General features: G+C 70.9%; 24 protein-coding genes and 3 pseudogenes. 9 read left to right on the forward strand and 18 right to left on the reverse strand.

The annotated features are described in order from the left end of the window. Window positions 1-25 precede the first annotated feature (25 nt). Window positions 26-1,108, forward strand: a complete 1,083-nt coding sequence (locus tag KZ829_RS17270; RefSeq protein WP_220144920.1) for a DUF3866 family protein — start codon at window positions 26-28, stop codon at window positions 1,106-1,108. Between the two features lie 290 nt (window positions 1,109-1,398). Next, window positions 1,399-2,403: a tetratricopeptide repeat protein gene (locus tag KZ829_RS17275; RefSeq protein WP_220144921.1), complete on the forward strand. Its 1,005-nt coding sequence runs from the start codon at window positions 1,399-1,401 to the stop codon at window positions 2,401-2,403. A gap of 606 nt (window positions 2,404-3,009) precedes the next feature. On the opposite strand, the gene KZ829_RS17280 is transcribed toward KZ829_RS17275, so the two are convergent. The 8 genes from KZ829_RS17280 to arc all read right to left on the reverse strand — a co-directional run bounded on the left by KZ829_RS17280 (window position 3,010) and on the right by arc (window position 11,438). Further along, window positions 3,010-3,210: a hypothetical protein gene (locus KZ829_RS17280; protein ID WP_220144922.1), complete on the reverse strand. Its 201-nt coding sequence runs from the start codon at window positions 3,208-3,210 to the stop codon at window positions 3,010-3,012. Window positions 3,211-3,235: 25 nt separating this feature from the next. Continuing rightward, window positions 3,236-4,594, reverse strand: coding sequence for a Pup--protein ligase (gene pafA, locus KZ829_RS17285; protein ID WP_183219198.1), 1,359 nt, complete (start codon window positions 4,592-4,594; stop codon window positions 3,236-3,238). 110 nt (window positions 4,595-4,704) lie between these two features. Continuing rightward, window positions 4,705-5,502: a proteasome subunit alpha gene (gene prcA / locus KZ829_RS17290; RefSeq protein WP_220144923.1), complete on the reverse strand. Its 798-nt coding sequence runs from the start codon at window positions 5,500-5,502 to the stop codon at window positions 4,705-4,707. Window positions 5,503-5,535: 33 nt separating this feature from the next. Continuing rightward, entirely contained in the window at window positions 5,536-6,375 is an 840-nt protein-coding gene (prcB, locus tag KZ829_RS17295; RefSeq protein ID WP_220144924.1) for a proteasome subunit beta, read from the reverse strand. 143 nt (window positions 6,376-6,518) lie between these two features. Further along, window positions 6,519-6,734 (reverse strand): ubiquitin-like protein Pup, encoded by a 216-nt coding sequence (locus KZ829_RS17300; protein ID WP_109588753.1) that lies wholly within the window; start codon window positions 6,732-6,734, stop codon window positions 6,519-6,521. A gap of 100 nt (window positions 6,735-6,834) precedes the next feature. Further along, window positions 6,835-8,352 (reverse strand): depupylase/deamidase Dop, encoded by a 1,518-nt coding sequence (gene dop, locus KZ829_RS17305; RefSeq protein WP_372453876.1) that lies wholly within the window; start codon window positions 8,350-8,352, stop codon window positions 6,835-6,837. 47 nt (window positions 8,353-8,399) lie between these two features. Continuing rightward, window positions 8,400-9,593 carry an acyltransferase family protein gene (locus KZ829_RS17310; RefSeq protein ID WP_220144925.1) on the reverse strand — a complete coding sequence of 398 codons (1,194 nt, stop codon included), beginning with the start codon at window positions 9,591-9,593 and terminating at the stop codon, window positions 8,400-8,402. A gap of 63 nt (window positions 9,594-9,656) precedes the next feature. Further along, window positions 9,657-11,438 carry a proteasome ATPase gene (gene arc, locus KZ829_RS17315; protein WP_183219206.1) on the reverse strand — a complete coding sequence of 594 codons (1,782 nt, stop codon included), beginning with the start codon at window positions 11,436-11,438 and terminating at the stop codon, window positions 9,657-9,659. 174 nt (window positions 11,439-11,612) lie between these two features. On the opposite strand from arc, the gene KZ829_RS17320 reads away from it, so the two are divergent. After that, complete coding sequence (locus KZ829_RS17320; RefSeq protein WP_220144926.1) at window positions 11,613-11,900, forward strand: ferredoxin; 288 nt, start codon at window positions 11,613-11,615, stop codon at window positions 11,898-11,900. Window positions 11,901-11,932: 32 nt separating this feature from the next. Here KZ829_RS17320 and KZ829_RS17325 read toward each other — a convergent pair whose 3' ends face one another. From KZ829_RS17325 to KZ829_RS17335, 3 genes are all read right to left on the reverse strand, one after another. Continuing rightward, window positions 11,933-12,523, reverse strand: coding sequence for a hypothetical protein (locus KZ829_RS17325; protein WP_220144927.1), 591 nt, complete (start codon window positions 12,521-12,523; stop codon window positions 11,933-11,935). Window positions 12,524-12,584: 61 nt separating this feature from the next. After that, a complete protein-coding gene (locus tag KZ829_RS17330; RefSeq protein ID WP_308285531.1) occupies window positions 12,585-13,523 on the reverse strand; it encodes a tRNA (adenine-N1)-methyltransferase in 939 nt (312 codons plus the stop codon). 23 nt (window positions 13,524-13,546) lie between these two features. Continuing rightward, entirely contained in the window at window positions 13,547-14,698 is a 1,152-nt protein-coding gene (locus KZ829_RS17335) for a M50 family metallopeptidase (protein ID WP_372453877.1), read from the reverse strand. 273 nt (window positions 14,699-14,971) lie between these two features. Between KZ829_RS17335 and KZ829_RS45015 the strand changes: the two are divergent. From KZ829_RS45015 to KZ829_RS17345, 3 pseudogenes are all read left to right on the forward strand, one after another. Beyond that, window positions 14,972-15,241, forward strand: a pseudogene (locus KZ829_RS45015) (RecB family exonuclease); the annotation flags it as partial. 225 nt (window positions 15,242-15,466) lie between these two features. Next, window positions 15,467-16,177 (forward strand): annotated as a pseudogene (locus KZ829_RS45020) (RecB family exonuclease); the annotation flags it as partial. 315 nt (window positions 16,178-16,492) lie between these two features. Then, a pseudogene (locus KZ829_RS17345) lies at window positions 16,493-17,083 on the forward strand (LuxR C-terminal-related transcriptional regulator); the annotation flags it as partial. A gap of 239 nt (window positions 17,084-17,322) precedes the next feature. Here the strand turns inward: KZ829_RS17345 and KZ829_RS17350 are convergent. Both KZ829_RS17350 and KZ829_RS17355 read right to left on the reverse strand, forming a co-directional pair. Continuing rightward, window positions 17,323-17,973 carry an HAD family hydrolase gene (locus tag KZ829_RS17350; protein ID WP_308285532.1) on the reverse strand — a complete coding sequence of 217 codons (651 nt, stop codon included), beginning with the start codon at window positions 17,971-17,973 and terminating at the stop codon, window positions 17,323-17,325. 58 nt (window positions 17,974-18,031) lie between these two features. Beyond that, window positions 18,032-18,724, reverse strand: coding sequence for a neutral zinc metallopeptidase (locus KZ829_RS17355; protein ID WP_308285533.1), 693 nt, complete (start codon window positions 18,722-18,724; stop codon window positions 18,032-18,034). Between the two features lie 214 nt (window positions 18,725-18,938). Between KZ829_RS17355 and KZ829_RS17360 the strand changes: the two genes are divergently transcribed. Next, window positions 18,939-19,706, forward strand: coding sequence for an ABC transporter ATP-binding protein (locus KZ829_RS17360; protein ID WP_220144929.1), 768 nt, complete (start codon window positions 18,939-18,941; stop codon window positions 19,704-19,706). Continuing rightward, window positions 19,706-22,240 carry an ABC transporter permease gene (locus KZ829_RS17365; RefSeq protein ID WP_220144930.1) on the forward strand — a complete coding sequence of 845 codons (2,535 nt, stop codon included), beginning with the start codon at window positions 19,706-19,708 and terminating at the stop codon, window positions 22,238-22,240. The genes KZ829_RS17360 and KZ829_RS17365 overlap by 1 nt, the downstream gene beginning before the upstream one ends. Window positions 22,241-22,507: 267 nt before the next feature. On the opposite strand, the gene KZ829_RS17370 is transcribed toward KZ829_RS17365, so the two are convergent. Both KZ829_RS17370 and KZ829_RS17375 read right to left on the reverse strand, forming a co-directional pair. Then, on the reverse strand, window positions 22,508-23,062 hold the full coding sequence (locus KZ829_RS17370; protein WP_220144931.1) for a hypothetical protein: 555 nt from the start codon (window positions 23,060-23,062) through the stop codon (window positions 22,508-22,510). 7 nt (window positions 23,063-23,069) lie between these two features. Then, window positions 23,070-23,840, reverse strand: a complete 771-nt coding sequence (locus KZ829_RS17375; RefSeq protein ID WP_220144932.1) for a CDP-alcohol phosphatidyltransferase family protein — start codon at window positions 23,838-23,840, stop codon at window positions 23,070-23,072. A 107-nt stretch (window positions 23,841-23,947) separates the two neighbouring features. Here KZ829_RS17375 and KZ829_RS17380 point away from each other — a divergent pair, with 107 nt between their 5' ends. After that, the gene (locus tag KZ829_RS17380) at window positions 23,948-24,817 is read left to right on the forward strand and encodes a PAC2 family protein (RefSeq protein WP_183219223.1); all 870 of its coding nucleotides are present in this window, start codon (window positions 23,948-23,950) and stop codon (window positions 24,815-24,817) included. A gap of 56 nt (window positions 24,818-24,873) precedes the next feature. Here KZ829_RS17380 and KZ829_RS17385 read toward each other — a convergent pair whose 3' ends face one another. From KZ829_RS17385 to KZ829_RS17395, 3 genes are all read right to left on the reverse strand, one after another. Further along, a complete protein-coding gene (locus tag KZ829_RS17385) occupies window positions 24,874-25,065 on the reverse strand; it encodes a DUF397 domain-containing protein (RefSeq protein ID WP_183219225.1) in 192 nt (63 codons plus the stop codon). A gap of 20 nt (window positions 25,066-25,085) precedes the next feature. Then, window positions 25,086-26,009, reverse strand: coding sequence for a helix-turn-helix domain-containing protein (locus KZ829_RS17390; RefSeq protein WP_220144933.1), 924 nt, complete (start codon window positions 26,007-26,009; stop codon window positions 25,086-25,088). A 120-nt stretch (window positions 26,010-26,129) separates the two neighbouring features. After that, a complete protein-coding gene (locus tag KZ829_RS17395) occupies window positions 26,130-26,540 on the reverse strand; it encodes a DUF6232 family protein (protein ID WP_220144934.1) in 411 nt (136 codons plus the stop codon). Window positions 26,541-26,803 lie beyond the last annotated feature (263 nt).

Consider the following 26,803-nt stretch of genomic DNA (forward strand, 5'->3'; position numbering starts at 1 on the left):
CCCGGAACCTTGTAGGGTTCGCCGCATGGTGCGATGGCGGTCCGGGACGGTCCAGGCGGTGCGGCGCAGCTGGCACGGGGCCGTCGAGCTGGAGGTCAGCACCGGGGACGGCCCGGTGCGCGCCCTCGCCTACCCCGATCTGGTCGGCAGCCCGGAGCCCGGCGACCGGGTGCTGCTCAACGTCGGCGCGCTGGTGATGGGCCTCGGCACCGGGGGGTACGCGCTGGTCGTCGCCCTTCCCGACCGGCTGCCCGCGGATCCGGCCGGCAACGGCGGCACCCGCGACGACGGGCACCTCGTGAAGGCCCGGTACACCCCGTTGCAGGCGATCCGGCTCGGCGTGGACGAGGAGGCGTCACCGTACCGGGAGGCGCTGGCCGCCGCCGAGTCGATCGACGGGATGCCGGTGGTCACCGCCGACCTGCACTCGGCGCTGCCGGCGATCCTGGCCGGGGTCCACGCCGACCGGCCGAACGCCCGGGTGGCCTACCTGATGACCGACGGCGGGGCGCTGCCGGCCTGGTTCTCCCGCACCCTCGACGGGCTGCGCGGCCATCTGGCCGGGACGGTCACCACGGGGCAGGCGTTCGGCGGCGACCTGGAGGCGAGCACCGTGCACACCGGGCTGCTCGCCGCCCGGCACGTGCTGCACGCCGACGTGACCATCGTCGCCCAGGGGCCGGGCAACCTGGGCACCGGCACCACCTGGGGGTTCTCCGGGGTGGCCCTGGGCGAGGCGATCAACGCGGTCGCGGTGCTGGGCGGACGGCCGGTCGGCTCACTGCGGATCTCCGACGGCGACGGTCGCGAGCGGCACCGTGGCGTGTCGCATCACACCCTCACGGCGTACGGGAAGGTCGCGCTCGTCCCCGCCGACCTGCCGGTGCCGGACGGCCTGGAGCCCGGACTGGCCGCGCTGGTCGACGCCGCGCTCGCCCCGCTGAGCGGGCGGCACCGCCTGGTCCGCGTCGCCACCGGCGGTCTGGACGCGGCGCTGCGGGCCGCCCCGGTCCCGCTCTCCACGATGGGCCGCAAGCTGGACCAGGACCACGGCTACTTCCTGGCCGCCGCTGCCGCGGGCCGTCACGCCGCGTCGTTGCTGGCCTGACCGGTCGCCCGGCGTCCCTCGTCGGCGCCGGCGGCGATCACGTCGACGCCCCGCGGCGCCGTGTGCCAGGCCGCGCCTCACCATTCCCGTCGTCGCGGCTTCGCCGCCGGCAGCGCGGGCGGTCGGTCACCCCGCGCGTCCCGGCCCGTCCCAGCCGTCTGCCTCCGCTCACCACCTCTTCCGGTACGGCGGCGCGAAGTGTCATACGCGGCCGCTAGCCTCCGCACATGCCAATCAGACGTCCCGTTCTGGTCCACCACCGTCCGAGGGCCTGACGGACAGGAGGCCCCATGCCCCCCGCGCTTCTCGATCGGCTGCACGCCGCGGTCAGCGACGCCGTGCGCTCGTTCGGGCCCGACGACCCACGCACACTGGACGCCCGTCTCGCGCTGGGGCTGGGCTTCCGGGAGCGTGGCCGGGACGACGACGCCTACGCCGAGCTGGCCGCCGTCGCGCGGGACCGGGCACGGGTTCTCGGCCCGGAGCACCCGGACACGTTCACCGCCCGCCACGAGGCCGCCCTGTCCCGTCTGCACACGCACATCTGCGCCGTCGAGCCCGGCCCGGAGGCGCTGCCCGAGGCCGTCCGCCTGCTGGAGGACGTGGCGGCCGACCGTGAGCGTGTGCTCGGCCCGGACCATCCGGACACCCTGGCCGTCCTACTGAATCTCGGCTACGTCTACGGGACCGCCGGCCGGTTCACCGAGTCGGCGGCCACCGAGGCGCGGCTCCTCCCCGGCTGGCAGCGGGCGGTCGCGGAGGCCGAGCGGACCCTGGGCCCGGACGATCCGGAGACCCAGTTCCGGCGCCTGAGGCTGGCCCACGAGTGCGATTCGCGCGACCGTCGCGACGAGGCTCTCGCCCTGCGGGAGGAGGTCCGTGCCGCCTGGGGCCGGGTCGCCGCCGACCGTGCCGCGAGACTGGGCGAGATTCACCCCGGCACCCTCGACGCCCGGCAACACCACGCCTGGGCCCACCGCTGGACCGGCCGCCCCGACGACGAGTTGCGCCTCGACCGCGAGATCGTCGCCGACCACGAACGCATCCTCGGCCCGACCGGCCCACGCACGCTGCAGGCCAAAGCGGCGTTCGCCTGGGCCCATCACGACCTGCCGGAGTCGGTCGACCTGGCCGCCGAGATCATCGACGAGGTGGCCGCCACCCTCGACGAGGAGCACCTTCGCAAGGTCCGCACCGTCCTGGTCCTGCATCTGGCCCGAACCGACCGCAGCGACGAGGCCCAAGCCTTGGCCGCCCGCTACCCCCTACCCACCGACGACGAAGACGACTACTGACACCACCCGGCCCCATGTCCGACCCGGCCTCGCCCCAAGCCGCAGTCGATCTTGTCCAGCTGGTCGCCAGCGTTGTCTCGAGCGCGCCGAGACAGCACCCACAACCAGCCGCAATCGCACAGCTGGCTGCCGGTGCGGTCTCGACCGGGCTGAGACAGCACTGACCCTGCTGGTCGATTGCCCCACTGCCATCCGCCGCTCGCGCTGTCCGGTCCGGCGGGCGCTCACGTCGCGCCGTCCGTGTGCCCGGCCTGCCGCTATGACGCGGGCGGGCGACCACGGGAACCGTTACGTGTGCGCTGGGCGGCGCAAACGAGCCGGGGGGAACGGACAGCGGACCGATCGACCAGCAGGGTCAGCACTGGTGACCAGCCGCAAAGGACCAGCAGCCATCCGGGGTGACGGGTGAGGGGTTGGGGTTGGGCGCAACCGCTCACGCACGTCGCACGGTGGGGATCGCGGTTTGGACGCGCCAGCGGCCAGCGAGACGCGCCGGGCCCTCGGCGGGAGCGACGGTCCGCACCCACCACCCCGCTACGACCCGAAGTTCTTGAAGGGGGTTTCCCGGGAGCGACAGCCTTGATCTCGGCATCGCGGCGGAGGGCGTCAGGAAGTGATGATCAGACAGGCCCAGCCGGCCAGAATCAGGGCCAGCAGGGTGGCCAGCACCCACGTGGGGATGCGGTGGTTGCCGGCGCGATCGCGCTGGATGTCGCGGTAGATCTTCTCGCGGCGGCGTTCGGCGCGCTGGAAGCGGACTTCGCGCTCCGAGCGCTCGGGTGGTTCGGGCCGGCCGGGCGTCGTCATGGCCCGGCCAGCCTATTCCACCGCGTCACATGCTGGCGATCAGTCGCTCCACCCGCTCGTCGTAGGCGCGGAACGGGTCCTTGCAGAGGACCGTGCGCTGCGCCTGGTCGTTGAGCTTGAGGTGCACCCAGTCGACGGTGAAGTCGCGCCGCTTCTCCTGGGCGTGCTTGATGAACTCGCCGCGCAGGCGCGCCCGCGTGGTCTGCGGGGGCGTCTCCTTGGCCTCGAAGATCTGCAGGTCGTTGGCGATCCGGTCGACCTGCTTGCGTTTCTCCATGAGCGCGTAGAGGCCGCGGCCCCGGCGCACGTCGTGGTAGGCGAGGTCGAGCTGTGCGATCCGCGGGTGCGACATCGGGATCTCGTGTTTGGCCTGGTAGCGCTCGATCAGCTTGTACTTGGAGACCCAGTCGATCTCGCGGGAGACCGGGTCGAGGTCGCCGCTCTCGATCGCGCTGAGGACGCGGCCCCACAGCTCGACGACCCGCTTGGCGACCGGGTCGCCGCCGCGGCGCTCGACGAATTCGGTGGCCTTCGCGAGGTACTCCTGCTGGATCTCCAGCGCGGAGACCTCCTTGTTGTTCGCCAGGCGGATCTTGCGGCGGCCGGTGATGTCGTGGCTGACCTCGCGGATGGCCCGGATCGGGTTCTCCAGGGTCAGGTCGCGCATCACCACGCCGGCCTCGATCATGCGCAGCACGATGTCGGCGCTGCCCACCTTGAGCAGCGTGGTGACCTCGTTCATGTTCGAGTCGCCGACGATGACGTGGAGGCGGCGGTAGCGTTCGGCGTCCGCGTGCGGCTCGTCGCGGGTGTTGATGATCGGCCGGGACCGGGTGGTGGCGCTGGAGACGCCCTCCCAGATGTGCTCGGCGCGCTGGGAGAGGCAGAACACCGCGCCACGCGGGGTCTGGAGCACCTTGCCGGCGCCGCAGATGAGCTGGCGGGTCACCAGGAACGGGATGAGCACGTCGGCCAGCCGGCCGAACTCGCCGTGTCGGCTGACCAGATAGTTCTCATGGCAGCCGTACGAGTTGCCGGCGGAGTCGGTGTTGTTCTTGAAGAGGTAGATCTCGCCCGCGATGCCCTCGTCGTGCAGACGCTTCTCCGCGTCGACGAGCAGGCCTTCGAGGATCCGCTCGCCGGCCCGGTCGTGGGCGACCAGGTCGGTGACGGAGTCGCATTCGGGGGTCGCGTACTCAGGGTGGGAACCGACATCGAGGTAGAGGCGTGCGCCGTTACGGAGGAACACGTTGCTGCTGCGTCCCCAGGACACCACTCGGCGGAACAGGTAGCGGGCCACCTCGTCCGGAGACAGCCGCCGCTGCCCCCGATAGGTGCACGTGACTCCGTACTCGGTCTCGAGGCCGAAAATTCGCCGTTCCATGACGAAACACTACCGGTGAGGACCGGTTCTGCGGCACCCACAACCGACCCTTTCCGTGACAGCGGGGCGTGGTCCAGGTGACCACGCCCCGCGATCGTGCGACGGAACGGCTACTTCTCGGTGTCCTCCGACGCGGCCGACTCGGTCGGCTTGCCCTCGGCCGGCGCGGGCGGGGCCGCGTCGACGTCGCCCAGCTCCGCCTCCGGCACCGACTCGTGCCCGAGCAGGGTGGTCAGCGCCGCCCCGGTGATCCGCCGGAACGCCCGGCCCGGCCGCCGCCGGTCCAGGACCGCCACCTCGAGCTGCTTCGGCGTCAGTGTGCGGGCCTGGCCGTTCTCCCCACCGACGCTGCCGAGCGCCTCGGCGGCCAGGGCCAGGGCCACGGTCAGCTCGGCCGTCGCGTCGTGCCGCTCGCGCAGCACGTTGCCGATCGCCTCGGCCTGGCCGCCCATCGCCATGAAGCCGGGCTCGTCCATGACCGAGCCGTCGTAGGTGATCCGGTACAGCTCGTCGGCTTCCGGCGAGGCGCCGACCTGCGCCACGCAGATCTCCACCTCGTACGGCTTCTGCGTCTCGGAGAAGATGGCGCCGAGGGTCTGCGTGTACGTGTTGGCAAGCGCCCGCGCCGTCACGTCACGCCGGTCGTAGCTCAGACCGACCATGTCGGCCATCCGGACGCCACCCCGCCGCAGCGCCTCGAACTCGTTGTACCGCCCCACCGCGGCGAACGCGATCTTGTCGTAGATCTCGCTGATCTTGCGCAGGGTGGTGATGTTCTCGGCGACCAGCAGGATGCCGCCCTCGTAGGTGAGCACCACGGCCGACCGGCCGCGGGCGATGCCCTTGCGGGCGTACTCCGAGCGGTCCCGCTGAACCTGCTCGGGCGACGCGTAGAACTGCATTGCCACGGGTGGCTACCTCCTCTTTCTCGAAAGCGCGGGTCAGCCGCCCGGGTTCTCCACACGGCCCGCGACGACCCGCTCGGCCACCGTGGTGATCTCTTCGTCGCTGAGGCGGTGGGTGCCGGACGCCGTCGCGGTCATCACCACCGGGTAGATCTTGCGGGTCACGTCCGGCCCGCCGGTCGCGGTGTCGTCGTCGGCCGCGTCGTACAGCGCCTCGACCGCCAGGTTGATCGCGTCGGCGGTGCTCAGCCCGGCCCGGTAGCGCTTCTTCAGCGCCGATTTCGCGAACAGCGAGCCGGAGCCGATCGCCTCGTAGCCGGTCTCCTCGTAGAGGCCGCCGGCCACGTCGAAGCTGAAGATCCGCCCGGCCCGCGCCGGGTCGGACGGGGACAGGTCGAAGCCCGCGAAGAGCGGCACCACGGCCAGGCCCTGCATCGCCGCGCCGAGGTTGCCGCGCACCATGGCCGCCAGACGGTTCGCCTTACCGTCGAGCGAGAGCATGGTGCCCTCGATCTTCTCGTAGTGCTCGAGCTCCACCTGGAACAGGCGGATCAGCTCGATGCCGATGCCGGCCGTCCCGGCGATGCCGATCAGCGAGTAGGCGTCGGCCGGGTGGACCTTCTTGATGTCCCGGCTGGCGATGAGATTGCCCATGGTCGCCCGGCGGTCGCCGGCCATCACCACACCGTCGGCCGTCGCGATCGCGACGATCGTGGTGCCGTGCGGCGCGATGTCCGCGGACAGGCCCGGGGGAAGCGGCCGCCGGCCCGGTAGCAGCTCCGGGGCGGCCTGGCTCAGGAACTGCGTGAAGGAGGACGTCGAAGTGCTGGTGAAGAAATCCGGTAGACGCCCGGATGGATCAAAGCCCGTCGCCACGAGGTTCCTTTCAGGTACGTGCAGTTGACGCACAATATCCCGCCGAAGCGAGTGGTTGCGATCAACGCCATCGACATGTCTTGAGGAAATGCCGGACGCCGCCGAAACGGCGGCGTCCGGTCACTTACAAACGGACAAGACGGTCACTGACCACCTTTTTGGACGTATCCCCTCACGAACTCTTCGGCGTTCTCCTCCAGGACGGAGTCGATCTCGTCCAGCAGATCGTCGACGTCCTCGGTGATCTCCGCATGCCGCTCGGCGACCTCGGGACTGGCCTCGACGGTGACGTCCTCGATCTCCTGGTCGCTGCGGCCCTTCCCGCTCTGCGACTGACCACCTGTGTCTCGGGTTGCCATGGATGCCCCCTTCTGAAGCCGCCCGAAGTCCTGCACCATCGGGTTGGGAAAAACCTACCTCGCGCCTATGACGAAAAGGTCCGCCGAAACGGGTGTTTTATTACCGGCTCGTGATCACCTCGAGCAGATCCTTGGCGCTCTCGCACGTGTCGAAGAGCTGGCCGACGTGCTTCTTGGTGCCCCGCTCCGGCTCCATCATCGGCACTCGCACCAACGATTCCCGGCCGACGTCGAAGATGACCGAGTCCCAGCTGGCGGCGACCACCTCGGAGGCGTACTGCGCCAGGCAGCGACCCCGGAAGTAGGCCCGGGTGTCCTCCGGCGGCTCGTACATCGCGCGCTGCGTGTCATCGGGGTCCAGCAGGGTCTTCATCGACCCGCGGGCCACCAGGCGGTGGTAGAGGCCCTTCTCCGGGCGCACGTCCGAATACTGCAGGTCGACGAGCTGGAGCTTGGGCGAGGACCAGCCGAGGTTCTCCCGCTCCCGGTAGCCCTCCAGCAGCCGCAGCTTGGCCACCCAGTCCAGGCTGTCGGACAGCTGCATCGGGTCGCGGCCCAGCTTGTCCAGCACGTCCTCCCAGCGGTCCAGGACGTCGAGGGTCTGCTCGTCGGCATTCTGGCCGTAGCGGTCGTCGACGAACTGGCGGGCACGCTCGTAGTAGGCCCACTGGAGGTCCAGCGCGGTGAGGCGGCGGCCGTCGCGCAGCCGCATCAGGTGCCCCAGCGCCGGGTCGTGGCTGACCGCCTTGAGCTCGGAGACCGGGTCGGCGATGCCCAGCTCGCCGGTGAACACCTTCTCCTCGATCATGTTCAGCACCAGGGCGGTGGTGCCGACCTTGAGGTAGGTGGCGATCTCGGAGAGATTGGCGTCGCCGATGATCACGTGCAGCCGGCGGTACTTGTCGGCGTCGGCGTGCGGCTCGTCCCGGGTGTTGATGATCGGCCGCTTCAGGGTGGTCTCCAGACCCACCTCGACCTCGAAGAAGTCGGCGCGGGAGGAGATCTGGAAGCCGGAGCCGCTGCCGTCCTGCCCGATGCCGACGCGCCCGGCGCCACAGTAGATCTGCCGGGTCACGAAGAACGGGGTGAGGTGAGCGACGATGTCGGCGAACGCGGTCTGCCGGCGCATCAGGTAGTTCTCGTGGGCGCCGTACGACGCGCCCTTGTTGTCGGTGTTGTTCTTGTAGAGCTGGATCCGGTGGGCGCCCGGGATGGTGGCGGCCCGCCGCGACGCCTCGGCCATCACCCGCTCGCCCGCCTTGTCCCACTTCACGATGTCGAGCGGGTTGGTCACCTCGGGGGTGCTGTACTCCGGGTGGGCGTGATCCACGTAGAGCCGCGCGCCGTTGGTCAGTATCACGTTGGCCAGGCCGAGATCCTCGTCGGCCAGGGCCTCCGCCGGGTCGTAGGCGGCGCCGGAGTAGGTGAAGCCCCGCGCGTCACGCAGCGGGGACTCCTCCTCGTAGTCCCAGCGCGCGCGGCCGTTGCGGTTGAGCTCTGGGCGGGCGCCGTAGGCGTTGACCACCTGGGACGACGTGACCATCGGATTGGCGCCGGGCTGACCGGGCACCGAGATTCCGTACTCCACCTCGGTGCCCATAATCCGTCGAACGCTCATGCGACCACCCTGTCCGCCACGAAGCCAAGCCTGCTCATGCATCGAGCCTAGACGCTCTCACGGCGCTTTCCGAAGCTGCCAGTGCGCGCGTCGGTACCTTGCGTGGCGATGTTGATCACCGGGAGCCGGCGGGCGAGCGCCTGGGCCGGCCGCTCCACATACCGGTGACCTGCCCAGGCCGCGCCGAGAGCGCCCGCCGTGAACAGCAGCGCGATGATCGGCGGCCGGTCGGAGACGTGGACGGCCACCGCGAGGACCGGGATATGGAGCAGATAGAGCGAATAGCTGACCTCGCCGAACCACACCAGCACGGCCGGCGGGCGCCGTTCGCTGAGCGCGTAGCCGACGCCGAAGGTGACGGCGACCGCGAGGACGACCGCCGGTCCCAGATGGACCGCGGCGCCGGCCAGGACGACGGTCAGGGCCACCGCGGCCGGCAGCCGGCCGATCTGCCGGTGCCGCACCCGGTGGAGCACGGTGCCGGCGAACATCACCGCGAGCATCTGCGTGGCCTGGGCCGAGGACGCGCCGGTCACCTCCCCGGTGGCCGAGCCGTTCACCAGCGGGAGGGCGGCCGCGCCGAGACCTCCGGCGGCGGCCACGAACGACACGGCCTTCGACCCGGTGAGGTACGCCGTGACGACGCCGATCAGGAGCACCAGGACCGCCACGGCGGTGATCCGGCGCTGCCCCACGGTCCCGCCGAGCAGGTCGTCCGGCAGCGCCACCACGGCGGCGACCGCGGTGAGCCCGGCCGCCCACCACGCGCTCCAGCGGTGCCGTCCCCAGGCGAACAGCCCTGCGGTCAGCAGGTAGAAGACCATCTCGTAGGAGAGCGTCCAGAACGGCCGCAGCACACCCTGGACGCCCAGCAGGTCCTGGAGCATGGTGACGTGCCCGGCGACGCTGGCGACGGTCTCGGTGGTCAACTGGGCGGGCATCCGCAGCAGCCCGGCCGCGCCCAGGGCGAGCGCCACCACCGCGGCGACCAGGTAGGCGGGATAGATCCGCAGGAGACGGCCGGTCCAGAAGCGCCGCAGCGAGCCGTGCCGTTCCAGGGACATCGGGATGACGTAGCCGCTGACCAGGAAGAACAGCAGGACGCCGTACCGGCCCAGATCGAAGGCGTGGTAGAGGCTCAGGTGGCGGTCGCCGCCGAGCACCGCCGGGCTGAGATGGAAGACGGCCACGGTGACCGCGGCCCAGCCGCGAAGCGCGTCGAGCCAGGCTAGGCGGGTCATACGGGGTTGAACGAGGACGGGGCCGGAGGGAAACCCTCCGGCCCCGTCAACCGCACGTGCTGGTTACAGGTACTGACCGGTGTTGGTGGCGGTCTCGATGGACCGGCCGGCCTCGGCGCCCTTGCCGCCGGAGACGAGGGTACGGATGTAGACGATCCGCTCGCCCTTCTTGCCGGAGATCCGGGCCCAGTCGTCGGGGTTGGTGGTGTTCGGCAGGTCCTCGTTCTCCCGGAACTCGTCGACGCAGCTGTCGAGCAGGTGCTGCAGCCGGAGCCCCTTCTTGCCGGAGGTGAGGAACTCCTTGATCGCCATCTTCTTGCCACGGTCGACGATGTTCTGGATCATCGCGCCGGAGTTGAAGTCCTTGAAGTACAGGACCTCCTTGTCACCGTTGGCGTAGGTGACCTCCAGGAAGCGGTTCTCCTCCGTCTCCGTGTACATCCGCAGGACGACGGCCTCGATCATCGCGGCCACCGTGGCGTCCCGGTTGCCGCCGTGCTCGGTCAGGTCGTCCGAGCTGAGCGGCAGGTCGGCCAGGATGTACTTGGCGAAGATGTCCTTCGCCGCCTCCGCGTCCGGGCGCTCGATCTTGATCTTCACGTCGAGACGGCCGGGCCGCAGGATCGCCGGGTCGATCATGTCTTCCCGGTTGGAGGCGCCGATGACGATCACGTTCTCCAGGCCCTCGACACCGTCGATCTCGCTGAGCAGCTGGGGAACGATCGTGTTCTCCACGTCGCTGGAGACACCCGAGCCACGGGTCCGGAAGATCGAGTCCATCTCGTCGAAGAACACGATCACCGGGGTGCCCTCGCCGGCCTTCTCCCGGGCACGCTGGAAGACCAGGCGGATGTGCCGCTCGGTCTCACCCACGTACTTGTTCAGCAGCTCCGGGCCCTTGATGTTGAGGAAGTAGCTGGTGTGCTTCTCCTCGCCCCGCCGCTCGGCGATCTTCTTGGCCAGCGAGTTGGCCACCGCCTTGGCGATCAGGGTCTTGCCACAGCCGGGCGGGCCGTAGAGCAGGATCCCCTTGGGCGGGCGCAGCTGGTGCTCCCGGAACAGGTCGGCGTGCAGGAACGGCAGCTCCACCGCGTCGCGGATCTGCTCGATCTGCGAGTGCAGGCCACCGATGTCGCCGTAGTCGACGTCGGGGACCTCCTCCAGGACGAGCTCCTCGACCTCGCTCTTCGGGATCCGCTCATAGGCGTACGCCGAGCGCGGCTCGATCATCAGCGAGTCGCCCGCGCGCAGCTTGGTGATCTCGAGCGAGTCGGCGAGGAACACGATGCGTTCCTCGTCGGCGTGCGACACCACCAGCGCCCGGTCGGCCGGACCACCCGACGGGTTGTCCAGGACCTCCTTGAGCAGCACCACCTCGCCGGTGCGCTCGAAGCCGAACGCGTCGACGACGTTGAGAGCGTCGTTCAGCAGGACCTCCTGGCCCCGCTGGAGCTCGTCGGTGGCGAGCGACGGCGAGACCGCCACCCGCAGTTTGCGGCCACCGGTGAACACGTCCACCGTGCCGTCCTCGTGGGCCGACAGGAACACGCCGTAGCCGCTGGGCGGCTGGGCCAGCCGGTCAATCTCTTCCTTGAGAGTGACGATCTGGGCCCGGGCTTCCTTGAGGGTCGCCACGAGCCGCTCGTTGTTCTCGGTCACTCGGGCCAGCTGCGCCTGCGTTGCCGCGAGCCGTTCCTCGAGCTGCCGGAGGTGTCGGGGGCTCTCCGTCAACTTCCGCCGGACCAGAGCGAGTTCCTCTTGCAGAAACGCGACCTGACTCGAGAGATCGTTGACTTCCTTCTCCGCTCGCGCGGCGCGGGAGTCCGCTTCGTCGCTACGTGCCACGTCCCACCTCCCCGGGGGGCTCGAACGTCTTGGGTCAACACTAGCCGTTCGGAAACCGATTTTGACCCATGCAACACCCTCGTCACCGACTCTTGATCGATTGGTCCGACCGCACCTGAGCCGGTCGGACAGACTTCCGGTACCGTCAGGCCTCACCGGTTGTGGGAGGTAGGAGTGTCCGCTGACACTGATGAGCTGCGCGTCTGGATCGATCAGGACCTGTGCACCGGTGACGGACTCTGCGTGCAGTACGCCCCGGAGGTGTTCGAACTGGACATCGACGGACTCGCCTATGTGAAAGACCACTCCGGCGAGTTGCGGCAGGAACCGGGGGCCCGGGTAGGGGTGCCCAGGGGTCTGTTTCTCGAGGTCGTCGACTCGGCCAAGGAATGCCCCGGCGACTGCATCCACGTGGTCCGGGCGTCCGACGGCACGGCGGTCGCCGGCCCCGGCGCCGGCTGACCGTCCCCGGCGCGAGTGAAGGTGAGTGACGTTCAGAGGGTGGGACGCCCGACCAGGGACGCCACCACCCGGGAAAAATCCTCGAGCCGGGCGATCTGACCGGGCCCGCCGTCGTCCAGCGTCTTGCCGAAGCGCAGCGCGTCGTGCCGCAGCGGGGCACGGCCCTCCTCCTCGCCCACCCCGGGCGGCGCCACCGCGTCGTCGACCGAGCTGAGAAGCAGGTAGACGTCGATGCTGTCGACCCGGGCCTGGCCGTTCGGGGTGCGGGTCAGCCGCCGCCGGCAGCCCACCTCGGTGACCGTGGACAGCGGCACCACCCGCAGCGACGAGGTCATCGCGCCGGCCGGGCCGTCGCCGGGGGCAACGTCCTCCCCGTGCCACAGCACCAGCCGGCTGCCGTCGCAGACGACGACCTCCTGCCACACCCCGTTCACCTCGTTGACGAAGCGCTCCAGGGTGAAGCACAGCACCTGGGCGCCGCGCAGCACCCCGAAGAGCGCCTCCAGCGCCACCTCGGGATCACGCAGGTAGGCGCGGGCCGCCGAGTCCAGATCCGGGTAGGGCGACCAGTCCGGGAAGACCGCGGGCATCTCGTTGCTGCCGCCGAAGGGCGGAGAACTCATGACTGGCGCTCCTCCGTGTCGTCCCGATCGCTAGGAACCTACCGGACCGCAATGGAGACGGTCACTCCCCCGTCGACTCCTCCCGCTGCGCGGCGAGAGCGGCCAGGGTGGCCTTGCGCATCGCGTACGCCTCGGCGCCCTTGCTGGGTTTGCGGCGCCGCGGCGGCGCGGTGACGCCGGGCGCGAGCTTGCGCGCCGACACCAGGAAGGCGGTGTGCGCGATCATCCGGTGGTCCGGCCGCACCGCGAGCCCGTCGGCGTGCCAGTCCCGGACCAGCGACTCCCAGGCCCGCGGCTCGGTCCAGCCACCCCGCTCGCGCAGCGCCTCGACCAGTTCGGACAACTGCGGGGTGGTGGCCACGTAGCCGATGAACACGCCACCCGGGACGAGCGACTTCTCGACCATGTCGAGCGCCTCCCACGGGGTCAGCATGTCCAGGATGATCCGGTCGAAACCGGTGATGTCGTTGCCGGCCACGTCACCGTTGTGCAGGTGCCACGCCGGGTGCGGGCCACCGAAGAACGCCTCCACGTTCTTCCGGGCGACCGCCGCGAAGTCGTCGCGCAGCTCGTAGCTGTGCACCTCGCCGGAACTGCCCACGGCCCGCAGCAGCGAGCAGGTCAGCGCGCCCGAGCCGGCGCCCGCCTCGAGCACCTTGGCGCCCGGGAAGACGTCACCCATCGCGACGATCTGCGCCGCGTCCTTCGGGTAGATCACCTGCGCACCGCGCGGCATCGACAGCACGTAGTCGGACAGCAGCGGCCGCAGCGCCAGGTAGGCGGTGCCGCTGGACGCGGTGATCACGCTGCCGTCGGGCAGGCCGATCAGGTCGTCGTGCTCCAGGGCGCCGCGGTGGGTGTGGAACGCCTTCCCGGGCTCCAGCACGATGGTGTGCATCCGGCCCTTCGGGTCGGTCAGCTGAACGCGGTCACCCGCCCGGAACGGTCCGCGGTGCGCGGGCACCGAGTCGTCGACGGCGGTGGTCGGGGTTGTGGTCACTGCTCTTCTTTCCCAAAGGTCCGTCAGGTACGGCTCGCGCGCCTCGGTTCCAGCACGGCGGCCACGTCGGCGACCCGCAGGACGCCCACGACATCCTCGCCTGCGGTCACCAGGTACTGCGCACCCGGGTGGGCCTGGAGCGCGCGGACCACCTGCTCGCCGGTCAATCCGAGCGGCAGGGCGGTGAGCGCGTCCCGGGAACGGGAGACACTCTCCACGCTCACCCACGGCCGCCGGTCCACCGGCACCCGCTCGGCCTGCACCGGGTCCACCACCGCGGTCAGGCTGCCCGCCGAGTCCGCCACCGCCAGCACCACGTCCGGCCGCGGATCCTCGGCCCGGCGCCGCTGCGCCTCGCCCAGCGGGGTGCCGGCCGGGACCGCCAGCACCGGCCGGACCAGCGTGCCCAGGTCCACCAGCGGGAACCGGCCGGTCATCCGGCCCAGCCGGATCGACTGCCCCGCGCCCTGCCACAGGGTGAGCACCACCAGCAGCACGAAGATCAGCCCGAGCAGGGTCAGCAGGCCGGTCAGATGCAGCGTCACCACGACCGCCGCGGTGATCAGGGCCAGCACCCGGCCCGCCCAGCCGGCCACCACCGTCGCCCGGTTCCGGTCCTTGAGGACCGCCCACAGCGCCGCCCGCAACGCCCGGCCACCGTCCAGCGGCAGGCCCGGCAGCACGTTGAAGACCGCCACCAGCACATTGCTCACCGCCAACTGGAAGGCGATCTGGCCGGGCACGGTCCGCTCCGGCAGCGCCAGCGCGGCCGCCGTCGCCGCGCCGCCCAGCAGCAGCGACACGGCCGGCCCGGCCAGCGAGACCAGCGCGTCCTCCCGGGGCGCGGGCGCGTCCCGGTCCATCTCGGTCCAGCCGCTGAGCAGCTCCAGCGTGATCCGGCGCACGCCGATCCCGAGCCGGCGGGCGGTCAGCGCGTGGCCCAGCTCGTGCAACAGCACCGAGCCGAGCAGACAGACCACGAAACCCAGACCCACGAGGTACGCCCAGGGCTGCGCGAGCCCCAGCTCGGCCTGCGCGTAGTTCCCGTACACCACGGTGACCAGCACCGCGAGCAGCAGCATCGACGCGTTCGCGTGCACCGGGATGCCGGCGACGTGCCCCACCGGCCGCCCACCGGCCGGCGGCGGGACCTGCGGTGTCCGGCTCTGCTCCACGCGATCGATGCTACGGACACGCCCGCGTGGGACCCACCCCGCATTTTTCGTCGTACCCCTGGCCTAGCCTCTTGAGACATGACGGCGCTCTCTCCCATGGCTGCCCAGCCGGTCTCCCCACCCCCGCAGCCCGGTGACCCGGCCTCCGCCTCCGCTCCCGGCCAGGCCACGGCCGCCGCTCCCGGCCAGACCACGGCCGCCGCTCCCGGCCAGACCACCCGCCCGGCCGCCGCCGACGGTCCGGTTCCGGCGCCGGCCGGGCGGGGCCGCCGGATGGCGACGCCGTCCGGGCCGTCGTTGTCGCCGTCGCGGGCCGCCGACTTCAAGACGTGCCCGCTGCTGTTCCGCTTCCGCACGGTGGACAAGCTGCCCGAGACGCCCTCCGCCGACCAGGTCCGCGGCACCCTGATCCACGCCGTCCTGGAGCGCCTGTTCGACCTGCCCGCCGCCGACCGCACCCCGGAGGCCGCGGCCGCGCTGGTCGCCCCCGAGTGGGAGAAGCTGGTCGCCCAGGAGCCCGAACTGGCGTCCCTGTTCGCCGCCGAGCCATCCGTGACCGCCGGGCCATCCGTGACCGCCGGGCCATCCGTGACCGCCGGGCCATCCGTGACCGCCGGGCCATCCGTGACCGCCGGGCCATCCGTGACCGCCGGGCCATCCGTGACCGCCGGGCCGTCCGGCGCTCCGACGCCGAGTTCCGCACCCGCCGGACCGGGCGGCCCGGCGGTCCCGGACTCCCCCACCGCCCGGACGGGCGACGCACAGCCCAGCCCTGCGGCGGGCGGTGGGCTGATGCGTGACCCGGCGGCGGTGGCCGCGGAGGCCGACGCGACCGGCCAGGCCGCTCTCGTCGACGTTCCGTCCGGCGCGGCCGAGGCGGCCCGGATCGCGGCCTTCCTCTCCGGCGCCCGCGACCTGCTGGCTGGCTACTTCGCCGTGGAGGACCCACGCCGCCTGGAGCCCGCCGAGCGGGAGAGCCTGATCTCCACGATGATCGGCGACGAGCTGCTGCTGCGCGGCTACATCGACCGCCTCGACGTCTCCCCGGCCGGGGACCTCCGGGTCGTCGACTACAAGACCGGCGGCGCGCCCCGCCAGGCGTTCGAGGGCCGGGCCCTGTTCCAGCTGAAGTTCTACGCCCTGGTCCTGTGGCGCACCCGGGGCGTGGTCCCCCGGGCGCTGCGGCTGCTCTATCTGAAGGACGCCGAGGCCCTCGACTACAGCCCCGAGGCCGGTGAGCTGGAGCGTTTCGAGCGCACCCTGCTCGCCCTCTCCCAGGCGATCGAGCGCGCCAAGCGCGACCGCGACTTCCGCCCCAAGCCGAGCCGCCTCTGCGGCTGGTGCAGTCACCAGAGCCTGTGCCCGGAGTTCGGCGGCACCCCGCCGCCCTATCCGGAGACCGTTCCGATCAGCGACCTCACGCCCGACGCCGAGCCCGACCGGGTCGGCACCCTGCTCCGGGACGACCCCCTTGACTGACTCCGCACACCGCCACCACCCGAACGCCACCGGCCGATGAGGCCGCTCCGGGTGCTTCTCGCCGATGCCGCCCCGCTTCAGCGGGCGGGTCTGCGGGCCGTTCTCACCGGGCCGCCCGACGGCGTGGCGGCACCGGCATCACACGGCGAACGCGGGGACATCCCCCGGCCGGCAACACACAGCGAACGCGGGGACATCCCCCGGCCGGCAACACACAGCGAACGCGGGGACATCCCCCGGCCGGCAACACACAGCGAACGCGGGGACATCCCCCGGCCGGCAACACACAGCGAACGCGGGGACGTCCCCGGGCCGGCGGAGATCGTCGTGGCCGGGGAGACGGGTGACGGGGCCGAGGCGGTCGACCTGGCCCGGCGGCTGCTCCCCGACGTACTGATTGTCGATGTGGCTCTTCCCCGTCTCGACGGGCTGGCCGTGACCAGGGCGGTCACCGAGGCCCGGCTGGCGGTCCGGGTTCTGGTCCTGACCGAGCGCGACACCGACGACGAGGTGGTGGCGGCCGTCGCGGCCGGGGCGAGCGGCTATCTCTGCAAGGACACCCCGCACGGCGAGCTGATCGCCGCCGTCCGGGCGGTGGCCGCCGGTGGCGCGGTGATCGCCCCGCCGATCCTGGCCCGGGTCCTGACCCGGCTGGCCGGGGCCCTGCCGACGGCGGCGGACGGTTCGGCCGCCGCCCGGCTCGACCCGCTGACCGGCCGGGAACGCGAGGTGCTGGTGCATGTGGCCCGCGGCCGGTCGAACGCCGAGATCGCGACGATCCTCGGGGTGAGCGAGACGACCGTGAAGACCCACGTCGGCCACGTGCTCACCAAGCTGCGGCTGCGGGACCGCACCCAGGCCGTGGTCCTCGCCTACGAGACGGGCCTGGTCCGCCCCGGCACCTGACCGGCCCGAACGGGTCGGCGAACCTGTTTCTCGGTGGTGGGCGGCCGCGATGTCCAGTCGCGCGTTCGGATGGCTACGGCGTCACCCCAGCTCGCCGGTGATCGTGGCCCTCGGGCCGTTCCTGGACGCCTTTCCACCGCGAGAGGTGGCAAAACGTCCAAGATCGCTGGGAGCGCGGAGCGTGCGGAGCGCGGAGCGTGCGGAGCGCGGAGCGTGCGGAGCGCGGAGGCCGGGCCGGCTCAGACGAGAAGAGCGGCCAGGAAGAGCGGGTCCACGCCGGTCAGCGTCGTGCGCAGATGCACCCCGTCGACCGGCTCGAGCTCCAGCTCAGCCGGGACCGCCAGCACCGCCGCCCCGGCCGCTCTGGCACTGGCCACCCCGCTGTGGGAATCCTCGATCGCGACGCACGACCCGATCGGCACGCCGAGCAGTTCGGCGGCGGTCCGGTACGGCTCCGGGTCGGGTTTGGGCCGTTTCACCTCGTCCCCGCAGACGACGACGTCGAAATTCTCCACACCGAGTGTCTTGAGGGCCACCTCGACCAGCTCCCGCCCGGTGGACGTGACGAGCGCCGTCGGGATGCCCGCGGCCCGCACCGCGAGCAGCAGCTCCATCGCGCCGGGCCGCCACACCAGGCCGTCCGCGAACATGTCCCGCACCCGGGCGGTGAGCCACGCCAGGTCCGGCGCCTCGGGCCGGTCCGGCTGGCCGATGTCGGCCCGGAAGATCCGCATGCTGTCCGCCGAGCTGGTGCCGACCATGGCGAGCCGGGCGGACTCGGAGAGCGTCCCTCCGGCGCGCGCGGCGAGCTCGGTCAGGGCGATGCCCCAGATCCGCTCGCTGTCGACCAGCGTCCCGTCCATGTCGAAGAGCACCGCGGCAGGTTTCACCGGACCATTCTGGCCGGGCCCTCCGCCCCCTGCCGACCGGATGTGACGGAGCCGACCGTCACAGCCCGCACGCCTGCAGGGATTTGTTGTAGCCGTTCGCGAACGATTGGAACCGCTGGGCCGGCGACCCGTGCGACCCGGGCGCGAACCACGGCTGATCAGGGTCGTCGCCGACCGCCGCGAGACCGTCGGACAGCTCCTTGGCGTCGTTGTCCTGCATGCTCAGCGCCTTCTGCCGGACCATGTCGCCGATGAACGCGCCGGACATGCAGTCGGCCTGCAGCTCCTGCTCGATGGTGAACTGCTTCCGGATGCCGAGGCGGTCCTGGATGCCGTGTGCGTACTCGTGGCCGAGCAGGTAGAACACGAACGCGTCGCCGATCTGCTGGAACGCGTCGAAGGCCCAGTTCACGTCGTACGCGATGAAGTCGCCGGCCGGGCAGTAGACGGCGTTGTTGAGCGGCAGCGGCTGCCCGGCGCACGCCACCTCGCCCTCCTGCTGGTAGGGCACCACCTGGCTGACCGGCTGGAAGGAGCCGCCGAGCCGCTGCGCCCAGTACCGCTCGGCGACGACCTGGGAGGCCCGCATGTCCTTGGCGAACTCCTCGGGGGTGTCGGTGCCGTCCGGGTCCACCGAGCCGGTGACGTCGGCGGTGGGCTCCGGGCCGGTCGGCTCGGGTCCGGGGGTGGGCGTCGCCGGCAGGCAGGCCGCCAGCAGCACGACCGCCGAGATCACGGCGAGAAGAGACACGAGCGGTACCGGCCGAACGCGCATGTGGTCCTCCAGGGCGGGGCGGTGCTTCCACGTTAGACCCGGTCCGCCTCAGGGGCTTCCCTGAGAGTTCCCTGGGTGCCTCCCCGAGGTAAATCTCCCCCTCCCCTACCCCCGCAGGGGGACGCCCGGGGAGGTTTCCGCAGCAACACTGGGCCGGACACGAACGAAATCCACAGGGGGAGACACGGTGGTGGCACCGACGAATGCCGGCGGGCCGGTGGCGGCGCGAGCGGACGCGATCTGGAAGGTGTACGGCTCGGGCGAGGCCCGGGTGGCGGCGCTGCGGGGGGTCAGCGTGGAGTTCGGAAAGGGCCGCTTCACCGCGATCATGGGCCCGTCCGGCAGCGGCAAGTCCACGCTCATGCACTGCCTCGCCGGACTCGACACGGTGGACGAGGGCACCGTGCACGTCGGCGGCACCGAGATCAGCCGGCTGAACGACAAGGCGCTGACCCGTCTGCGGCGGGACCGGATCGGCTTCATCTTCCAGCAGTTCAACCTGCTGCCGACGCTGAGCGCCGCGGAGAACATCCGGCTGCCGCTGGACATCGCCGGGCGCAAGGCCGATCCGCAGTGGTGGGACACGGTGATCAACACGGTCGGGCTGAGCGACCGGCTCGGGCACCGGCCCAGCCAGCTCTCCGGCGGCCAGCAGCAGCGGGTGGCATGCGCGCGGGCCCTGGTGGGCCGCCCCGACGTGATCTTCGCGGACGAGCCGACCGGCAACCTGGACTCCCGTTCCGGCGCCGAGGTGCTGTCGTTCCTGCGGTCCAGCGTACGCGAGCACGGCCAGACCATCGTGATGGTCACCCACGACCCGGTGGCGGCGAGCTATGCCGACCGGGTGGTGTTCCTCGCCGACGGCGCGATCGTCGACGAGCTGGCCGGACCGACCGCCGAGACGGTGCTGGACACCATGAAGAAGCTGGACGGCAAGAGCGACCCGGTGATGCTCTGATGCTGCGCGCCACGCTGAAGAGCCTGCTCGCCCGCAAGCTGCGGCTGATCCTGTCCGGTCTGGCCGTGCTGCTCGGCGTGATGTTCGTGTCGGGCGCCCTGGTGCTCACCGACACCCTCAACCGCACCTTCGACTCGATCTTCTCGGAGGCCTTCGCCTCGACGGACGTCTCGGTCACCGCGAAACCCAGGGTCGAGGTCTCCGAGATGGAGGGCGAGGAGGTCGCCGCGCCGCTTCCGGCCTCGGTGGTGGAGACCATCAAGACCCAGGAGGGGGTACGGTCGGCGACCGGCCGCGTCGACGCGGACGGGGCCCGGGTGATCGCCTCGGACGGCAAGGTGCTCACCTCGTTCGGGCCGCCGCGGATCGGCTCGAACTGGACCGGCACCGACGAGATCATGGAGATGCGCGCCGGCCGCGGCCCGGAGGCCCCCGGCGAGATCGCCATGAACGCGACCACCGCCGAGCTCGCCGGCTTCACCGTCGGTGACCGTGTCTCGGTGCTCACCCAGCAGCCGAAACGGGAGTTCACCCTGGTCGGCGTCTGGGGCTACACCGGCGGACGGGACAGCATCAGCGGTGTCCAGGAGGTCGCCTTCACCACGCCGGTGGCACAGGAGCTGATGCTCGGCGAGAAGGACGTGTTCACCTCGGTGACCGTCCGCACCGCCGACGGCGTCACCCCGGAGCAGCTGCGCGACCGGATCGCCCCGGTGCTCGGCGCCGGCTACGAGGTGAAGACCGGTGAGCAACTCGCCGAGGACAACTCCTCGAGCCTCAAGGAGGGCATGGGTTTCTTCAACCAGATCCTGCTGGGCTTCGCCGGGATCGCGCTGTTCGTCGGCATCTTCCTGATCCTCAACACGTTCTCGATCGTGGTGGCCCAGCGCACCCGGGAGCTGGCCCTGCTCCGGGCGATCGGCGCCAGCCGCCGCCAGGTGATCAACTCGGTGCTGGTGGAGGCCGTGGTGGTCGGCGTGATCGCCTCGGTCCTCGGCCTGGCCGCCGGGGTCGGGGCGGGCGCCGGGCTGGGCGCGCTGTTCAGTGGCATGAGCGGCGGCATGGACCTGGCCCCGATCGGGGTGCCGCTGTCCGCGGTGATCAGCTCGTTCACGGTCGGCATCCTGGTCACCGTGGTCGCCGCGGTGCTGCCCGCGCTGCGCGCCTCGCGGATCTCGCCGGTCGCCGCGATGCAGGACGTCGCCACCCCGGACCGGCCGCTCACCAAGCTGACCGTGGCCGGCACGGTGGTGACCGCGGCCGGGGCGGCGGCTCTGGGCACCGGGCTGTTCGCCGACTCCGGCGACGCCACGCTGTACCTGATCCTCGGCGGTGTGCTGGTCACCTTCATCGGTGTCGCCCTGCTCACCCCGCTGATCGCCCGCCCGGTGGTGTCCCTGCTGGGCCGGCTGTTCTCCTGGTCGGTGCCGGGGCGGCTGGGCCGGCTGAACTCGGGCCGCAACCCGCGCCGCACCGCGATCACGGCGGCCGCCCTGATGGTCGGCATCGCCCTGGTCACCGGTGTGACCGTGGTGATGGACTCGGCGAAGAGCAGTCTCAAGGCCGAGGCGGCACGGATCCTCAAGGCCCAGATCATGATCAGTGGTGATCAGGGCGGGCCGCGGCCGCCGACGTACGATCCGGCCGTCCTGGACAAGGCGGAGCAGATCCCCGGGGTGCGGGCGGCCGCCGGCCTCTACAACGACCTGGTGGCGATCGGCGACGACCGGACGTACGTGGCCGCCACCGAGGACCTCTCCCGGATGGCGGAGGCCTACGGCACCACCGCCGCGAAGCTGGGCCCCGCCGAGATCGCGGTGAGCGAGCCGGAGGCCACCGAGCGGGGCTGGCGGACCGGCTCGACCGCGACGATCCAGACGTCGAAGGGTGAACCCCGGACGTACACGGTGGCGCACGTCTTCGGAGAGAACGCGCTGCCCGGCAGCATCATCATGCCGGCCGAGGCGATCAAAGGGTTCGGCATCAGCCAGCCGGTCCTCGGGTTCGTCCGCCTGGACGACGGTGTCGCGGTGTCGTCGGTGCTGCCGCAGGTGAAGGCCCTGGTCGCGGACAGCCCCGAGGTGACCGCCACCGACCAGCAGACCTTCGTCGACGATCAGGCCGCGGTCTTCGACCAGATCATCACGATGATCCAGATCCTGCTGGGCCTGGCCATCCTGATCGCGGTCCTGGGCGTGGTCAACACCCTGGCCCTGTCCGTCCTGGAACGCACCCGCGAGCTGGGGCTGCTCCGCGCCGTCGGCCTGGGCCGCGCCCAGACCATGCGCATGATCACCGTCGAGGCCGTGGTGATCGCCGTCTTCGGCGCCCTCCTCGGCGTGGCGGTCGGCGCCGGCATGGGCAGCGCGGTGGCCCGTGCCCTGGAGAACGACGGCATCACCGAGATCGTCCTCCCCTGGGCCCGCATGGGCACCTACCTGGTCCTGGCCGCCCTGGTCGGCGTCTTCGCCGCCGTCCTCCCGGCGATCCGGGCCGCCCGCCTCAACGTCCTGGGCGCCATCGCCCACGACTGACCATCGGCGAACATCCCGCGCCCACCTGGGGCGCACCAGTCGGCCCCGGCCCCGTGCCGGGGCCGACCCGTTCCCGGCTGGCCGTGGGTGCTGTCTCGGCGGCCTCGAGACCGCCCTGAGGACCAGCCGGACCACCGATCTTCGCCCGGCGGCGCCTCGCGGGCGGGACCACGCACGGGCCTCGCGGTGCGCTACGGGACGTTCGGGATGCGGTTGGGGACGCTTCACCCCGTACCGGAGAAGGGTTTGGAAAGGAACGACGGCCCGTCAGACCTTGCTGGGCAGGCGGCGGTGCAGTTCGGCGAGCATGACGTCCGGGCCGGGGGACATCAGGCCCACGTCGATGACGTAGGCGAACTCGCCGCCCCGGCGCCGGACCCGCGGAGGGCCGCCCTTGCCGGGTAGCCGGGTGGCGTAGTTCTCGCTGATCGGCGTGATCACCAGCTCCGTGAACGGGCCACGGCCGTGCAGGGCCACCGCGGCGATCCCGGACCAGGGCAGATGGACCGGCTGCCGGCTGGTGGCGGCGAAGTCGATCCCGTGCACCGAGGAGTGCAGCCAGCCCAGCCGCCGCCAGACGACAAGCATGAGCACGGCGGCCACCGCCGCCGGGACGATCAGGCTGGCCTCGACGAAGATGACGATGTGCGACGCGTCCGGACGATATCCGGCGGCCATCCGCACGCCGAGCGTGATCAGTAGCAACGGCAGCCAGGCGGCGGCCAGCACCCACAGGGCGGTCACGTAGAACATCCCGCGCGCCTGGAGGAACCTGATGGTGTCGTCGGTGGGCCCGAGCACCTGATCCAGGTGATCTGTCATATGACGATTATGTTCGGATAAGTGCTTCCTTTTCGGCGGAATAGGTACGGGTGGTCAGCCACAGCTTGTAGATGAGCAGCAGCTCGAACGCGGTCAGCAGAACCGCCGCGACCACGGTGAACGGCACGACGAGGCCGGTCAGCGGGCCGAGCACGAAGACGAACATCATGAACTCGATGCCGCTGAACACGTGCGCCCGGATCCGGTGTGCCAGCAGGAACCCGCGCGCCCGGCCGAACAGCCCGAACCGGGCCCGGAAGTTGCCGTGCACGTCGGCCGGCTCCGGGCCGTCGCCGCGCATCAGCTCCCTGATCTTCCCCATCTGGAGCGCGTTCAGGTAGCGGAACAGATCGAGGAAGATCACCAGCCCGGCCAGCCCGATCCAGAGCGGGTCGCCGGTACGCTGCCACTGCCCGCCGAACAGCCCGAGCGCGCAGATCACCACGCGCAGCCGGTCGAAGATGTAGTCCAGCCAGACGCCGAACACCGAACCGGTCCCGTTCAGCCGGGCGATCTTGCCGTCCAGGCAGTCGATCAGGAACGCCACGTGGAACAGCAGCGCCCCGGCGATCAGCCACCCGGCCCAGAAACACGCGGCGGCGCCCAGCCCGACACCGAATGCCAGGAGGCTGAGCCGGTTCGGTGTCACCCACCGCCACGGCGCGATCAACCGCACCAGGTGCACCGCCACCGGATCGACGAGCCACACCGTCCACCAGGAGTCCCGCCGCTTGTAGGTGCGCTCCCGGATCTCGTCGACCGTCAATCGGGGGGTCATGCGGGCGAGATTACCGCTAGTGAGCAAGGTCGATACAGATCGTCACTCCTGAGGTGCCCGGCGCGGCCATCGGGTACGCACCGCCGCGCGCACGTAGGCTGTTCCCCATGAGTGAGTTCGACGGCCTCCCCATCCTCCGTTCTCCCGTGGCCATCGCCGCCTTCGAGGGCTGGAACGACGCCGCGGACGCTTCGACCGCGGCCGTCGAACACCTCGAGCAGGTGTGGGAGGCGCGAGAGGTCACCAGCATCGACCCGGAGGACTTCTACGACTTCCAGGTGAGCCGTCCGACGATCACCATGGCGGAGGGTGAGACCCGCAAGATCGAGTGGCCGACCACCCGGTTCACGGTGGCCAGCCCGCCCGGCGCCGACCGGGACGTGGTGCTCATCCGGGGCATCGAGCCGAGCATGCGGTGGCGGACGTTCTGCGAGTCGGTCCTGGAGATCTGCCACAGCCTCGAGGTGAACCGGATCGTCCTGCTCGGAGCGCTGCTGGCCGACGTGCCGTACACCCGGCCCCTGCCGATCAGCGGCACCGCCAGCGACCGCGAGACCGCCGAGAAGTACAAGGTCGTCCCCACCCGCTACGACGGCCCGACCGGCATCGTCGGCGTGCTCCAGGAGGCGGCCAGCCGCGCCGAGCTGGACGCCCTGTCGTTCTGGGTGCACGTTCCGCACTACGCGAACAACCCACCCTGCCCGAAGGCCACGCTGTCGCTGCTCAGCCGGATCGAGGACGTCCTCGACCTGCCGGTGCCGATGGCCGATCTGGCCGAGCAGGCCGACGACTGGGAGAAGAAGGTCCGCGCCGCCGCCGAGCAGGACTCCGAACTCGGGGAGTACGTGCGGGAGCTGGAGGAGCGGGTCGGCGACGCGGGGATCCAGCCGCTCACCGGCGACGAGATCGCCAGCGAGTTCGAGAAGTACCTGCGCCGGCGCGGCGGTTCGGCCGGGCCCACCGCCGGCTCCTGGTGAGACGCCGACGGCGGGTGGCCCCGATCGGGGTCACCCGCCGTCACGGAAGACGAATATCAGGACGACTTCTCGTAGGAGAGAACGAGATCCTGGAAACCACTCCACTCCGCCTGGGTGAAGACCAGCGGCGGCTGACCGGGATTCTTGCTGTCCCGCAATCTGATGGTGCCATCAATCTGAGCAACCTCGATGCACCCGGAAGTCGCACAGAACGAACTGCGCTGCCACGCCATTGTGGTGTCTTTCATCTCGCACCTTTCTGGACATGTCAGGACCCTTTGTCCTGATCCCCGCCGGGCGCTCGGGCTATACGTGCACGCAGGTCATAGGCCCGCGCTAGGATGAGTGCCCGGCTCGCGTTCTCGTCGAGCGACTGCTTCCAGAAGCGCTCGAAGACATCCAAGTGGAAATTGACCTCTGTCGATTCCTCTAGCATTTCGTCCCGGGTGTAGGACTCTCTATAGAGAACCGCGTCGTCGGGCGGGTCGTCCCCGAGATGGATCACCGCGAATGCGCCGAACATGCCCATCACCGCCCCGTCGTCCATCGGGAGCACGCGGACATGGACGTTCGGCCGGGAGGCGGAGGCGGCGAGATCATCGAGTTGATCGGCGGTCGTCGACATCCCGCCCACCATTCGCCACAGAGCGGATTCATCGAAGAGGAGGCGGTACTCCGGCGCCCCGTCCTGCTCGATCAAGCGTCGGCGGCGGTCCAGCCGCACCTCCCGGCGGACCCGGCGCTGATCGTCGCTGAGATTGGCGCCGTACCACGCCAGGGTCGCCTCGGCGGTGGCCGGCGTCTGGAGATGCCCGGGCACCATGGTCGGCTGGTACTCCCGGATGGAGGTCGCCGCCATCTCGAACTGCATCAGCTGGAGCAGACCGGGCGGGAGATGGTCACGGTGCTCGGGCGGCGTCAAGTACCGCTCGCGGCGGGCGGTCCGTGCTTCGCCGACCAGGCCGGCGATCCGGGCCTCGTCGGTCACCTGGTACATGGTGAGTGCGGCGCGCAGATCGGTGGGCGAGACGGTCACCTCGCCCAGCTCGATCCGCTGCAGTTTGGACAGCGACCAGCCCAGCTTCTTGGCGACCTCGGTCTGACTGAGCCCGGTGCGCTCACGGGCCGCGCGCAATGCCAGACGCACCCGCCGCCTAGAGACAGCGGGCAGGTCGTCGCGCGCAGCCGACATCCAGCCTCACCAAACGCTTAAATCGTCGCGAATCGACCGTGACTGCGACCTGGCATTCTGCCGTGTCGCTCACGGCCCATCGCGGAGGATACCCCAGCTCCCGCCCGGCGGAGGAATCGCTCAGGCTCGATGGAACTCCAGGCAGCGGACCAGGCCACGGCAGAAGCCGGTGAACTCGCGCTCGTCACGGGAGGAGAACACCTCGACCACCCGGCCGTGGTAGGTGGCCCGCAGCTGCCACCACCGGCCGGCCCGGGGGCGCAGCCAGTACAGCGCGTTGACGGCCAGGACACCCGACACCAGAACCGCCAACAGCCCGGACGCCGGCCCCACCAGGGGCACCGCGACAACCGCCGCGACCAGCGCGGACGCACCGAGGAACTGCCGGCCGGCACCCTCCGGGCCGGGATCGAAACGCACGATGTGGAGCTCCGTCATCTCGGCCACCAGGAACCGCCGGTGGCTCTCCCTGGAGACCTCGACGACCTGCTCCGTGATGACGGCTCGCGGACCCTTGTAGAAGACCGGCACCTCCCACCCTCCTCTCGGGTTCCCTCCCCGGAGAAGGACCCTCCCCCGGAGAGAGAAGGCCGGGGCGGCACCCAGTTGCCGCTGAGTGCCGCCCATCCACCGACCCGTCCTTAACGTGCCCTCAGTATGGGGTCCAACCGCCCGTGTCCGCCAGACTCCTGAGAGCCATATAGCTGATAGCCGAATTCACTCATGGTTTCATTCGGCGAAGGTCGGCGCGTCGCGTGACGCCACCACCACCGCCGGCGCATCCTAGGAACCTA

Source organism: Actinoplanes hulinensis (assembly GCF_019429605.1).
In the GTDB taxonomy this organism is placed as follows: domain Bacteria; phylum Actinomycetota; class Actinomycetes; order Mycobacteriales; family Micromonosporaceae; genus Actinoplanes; species Actinoplanes campanulatus.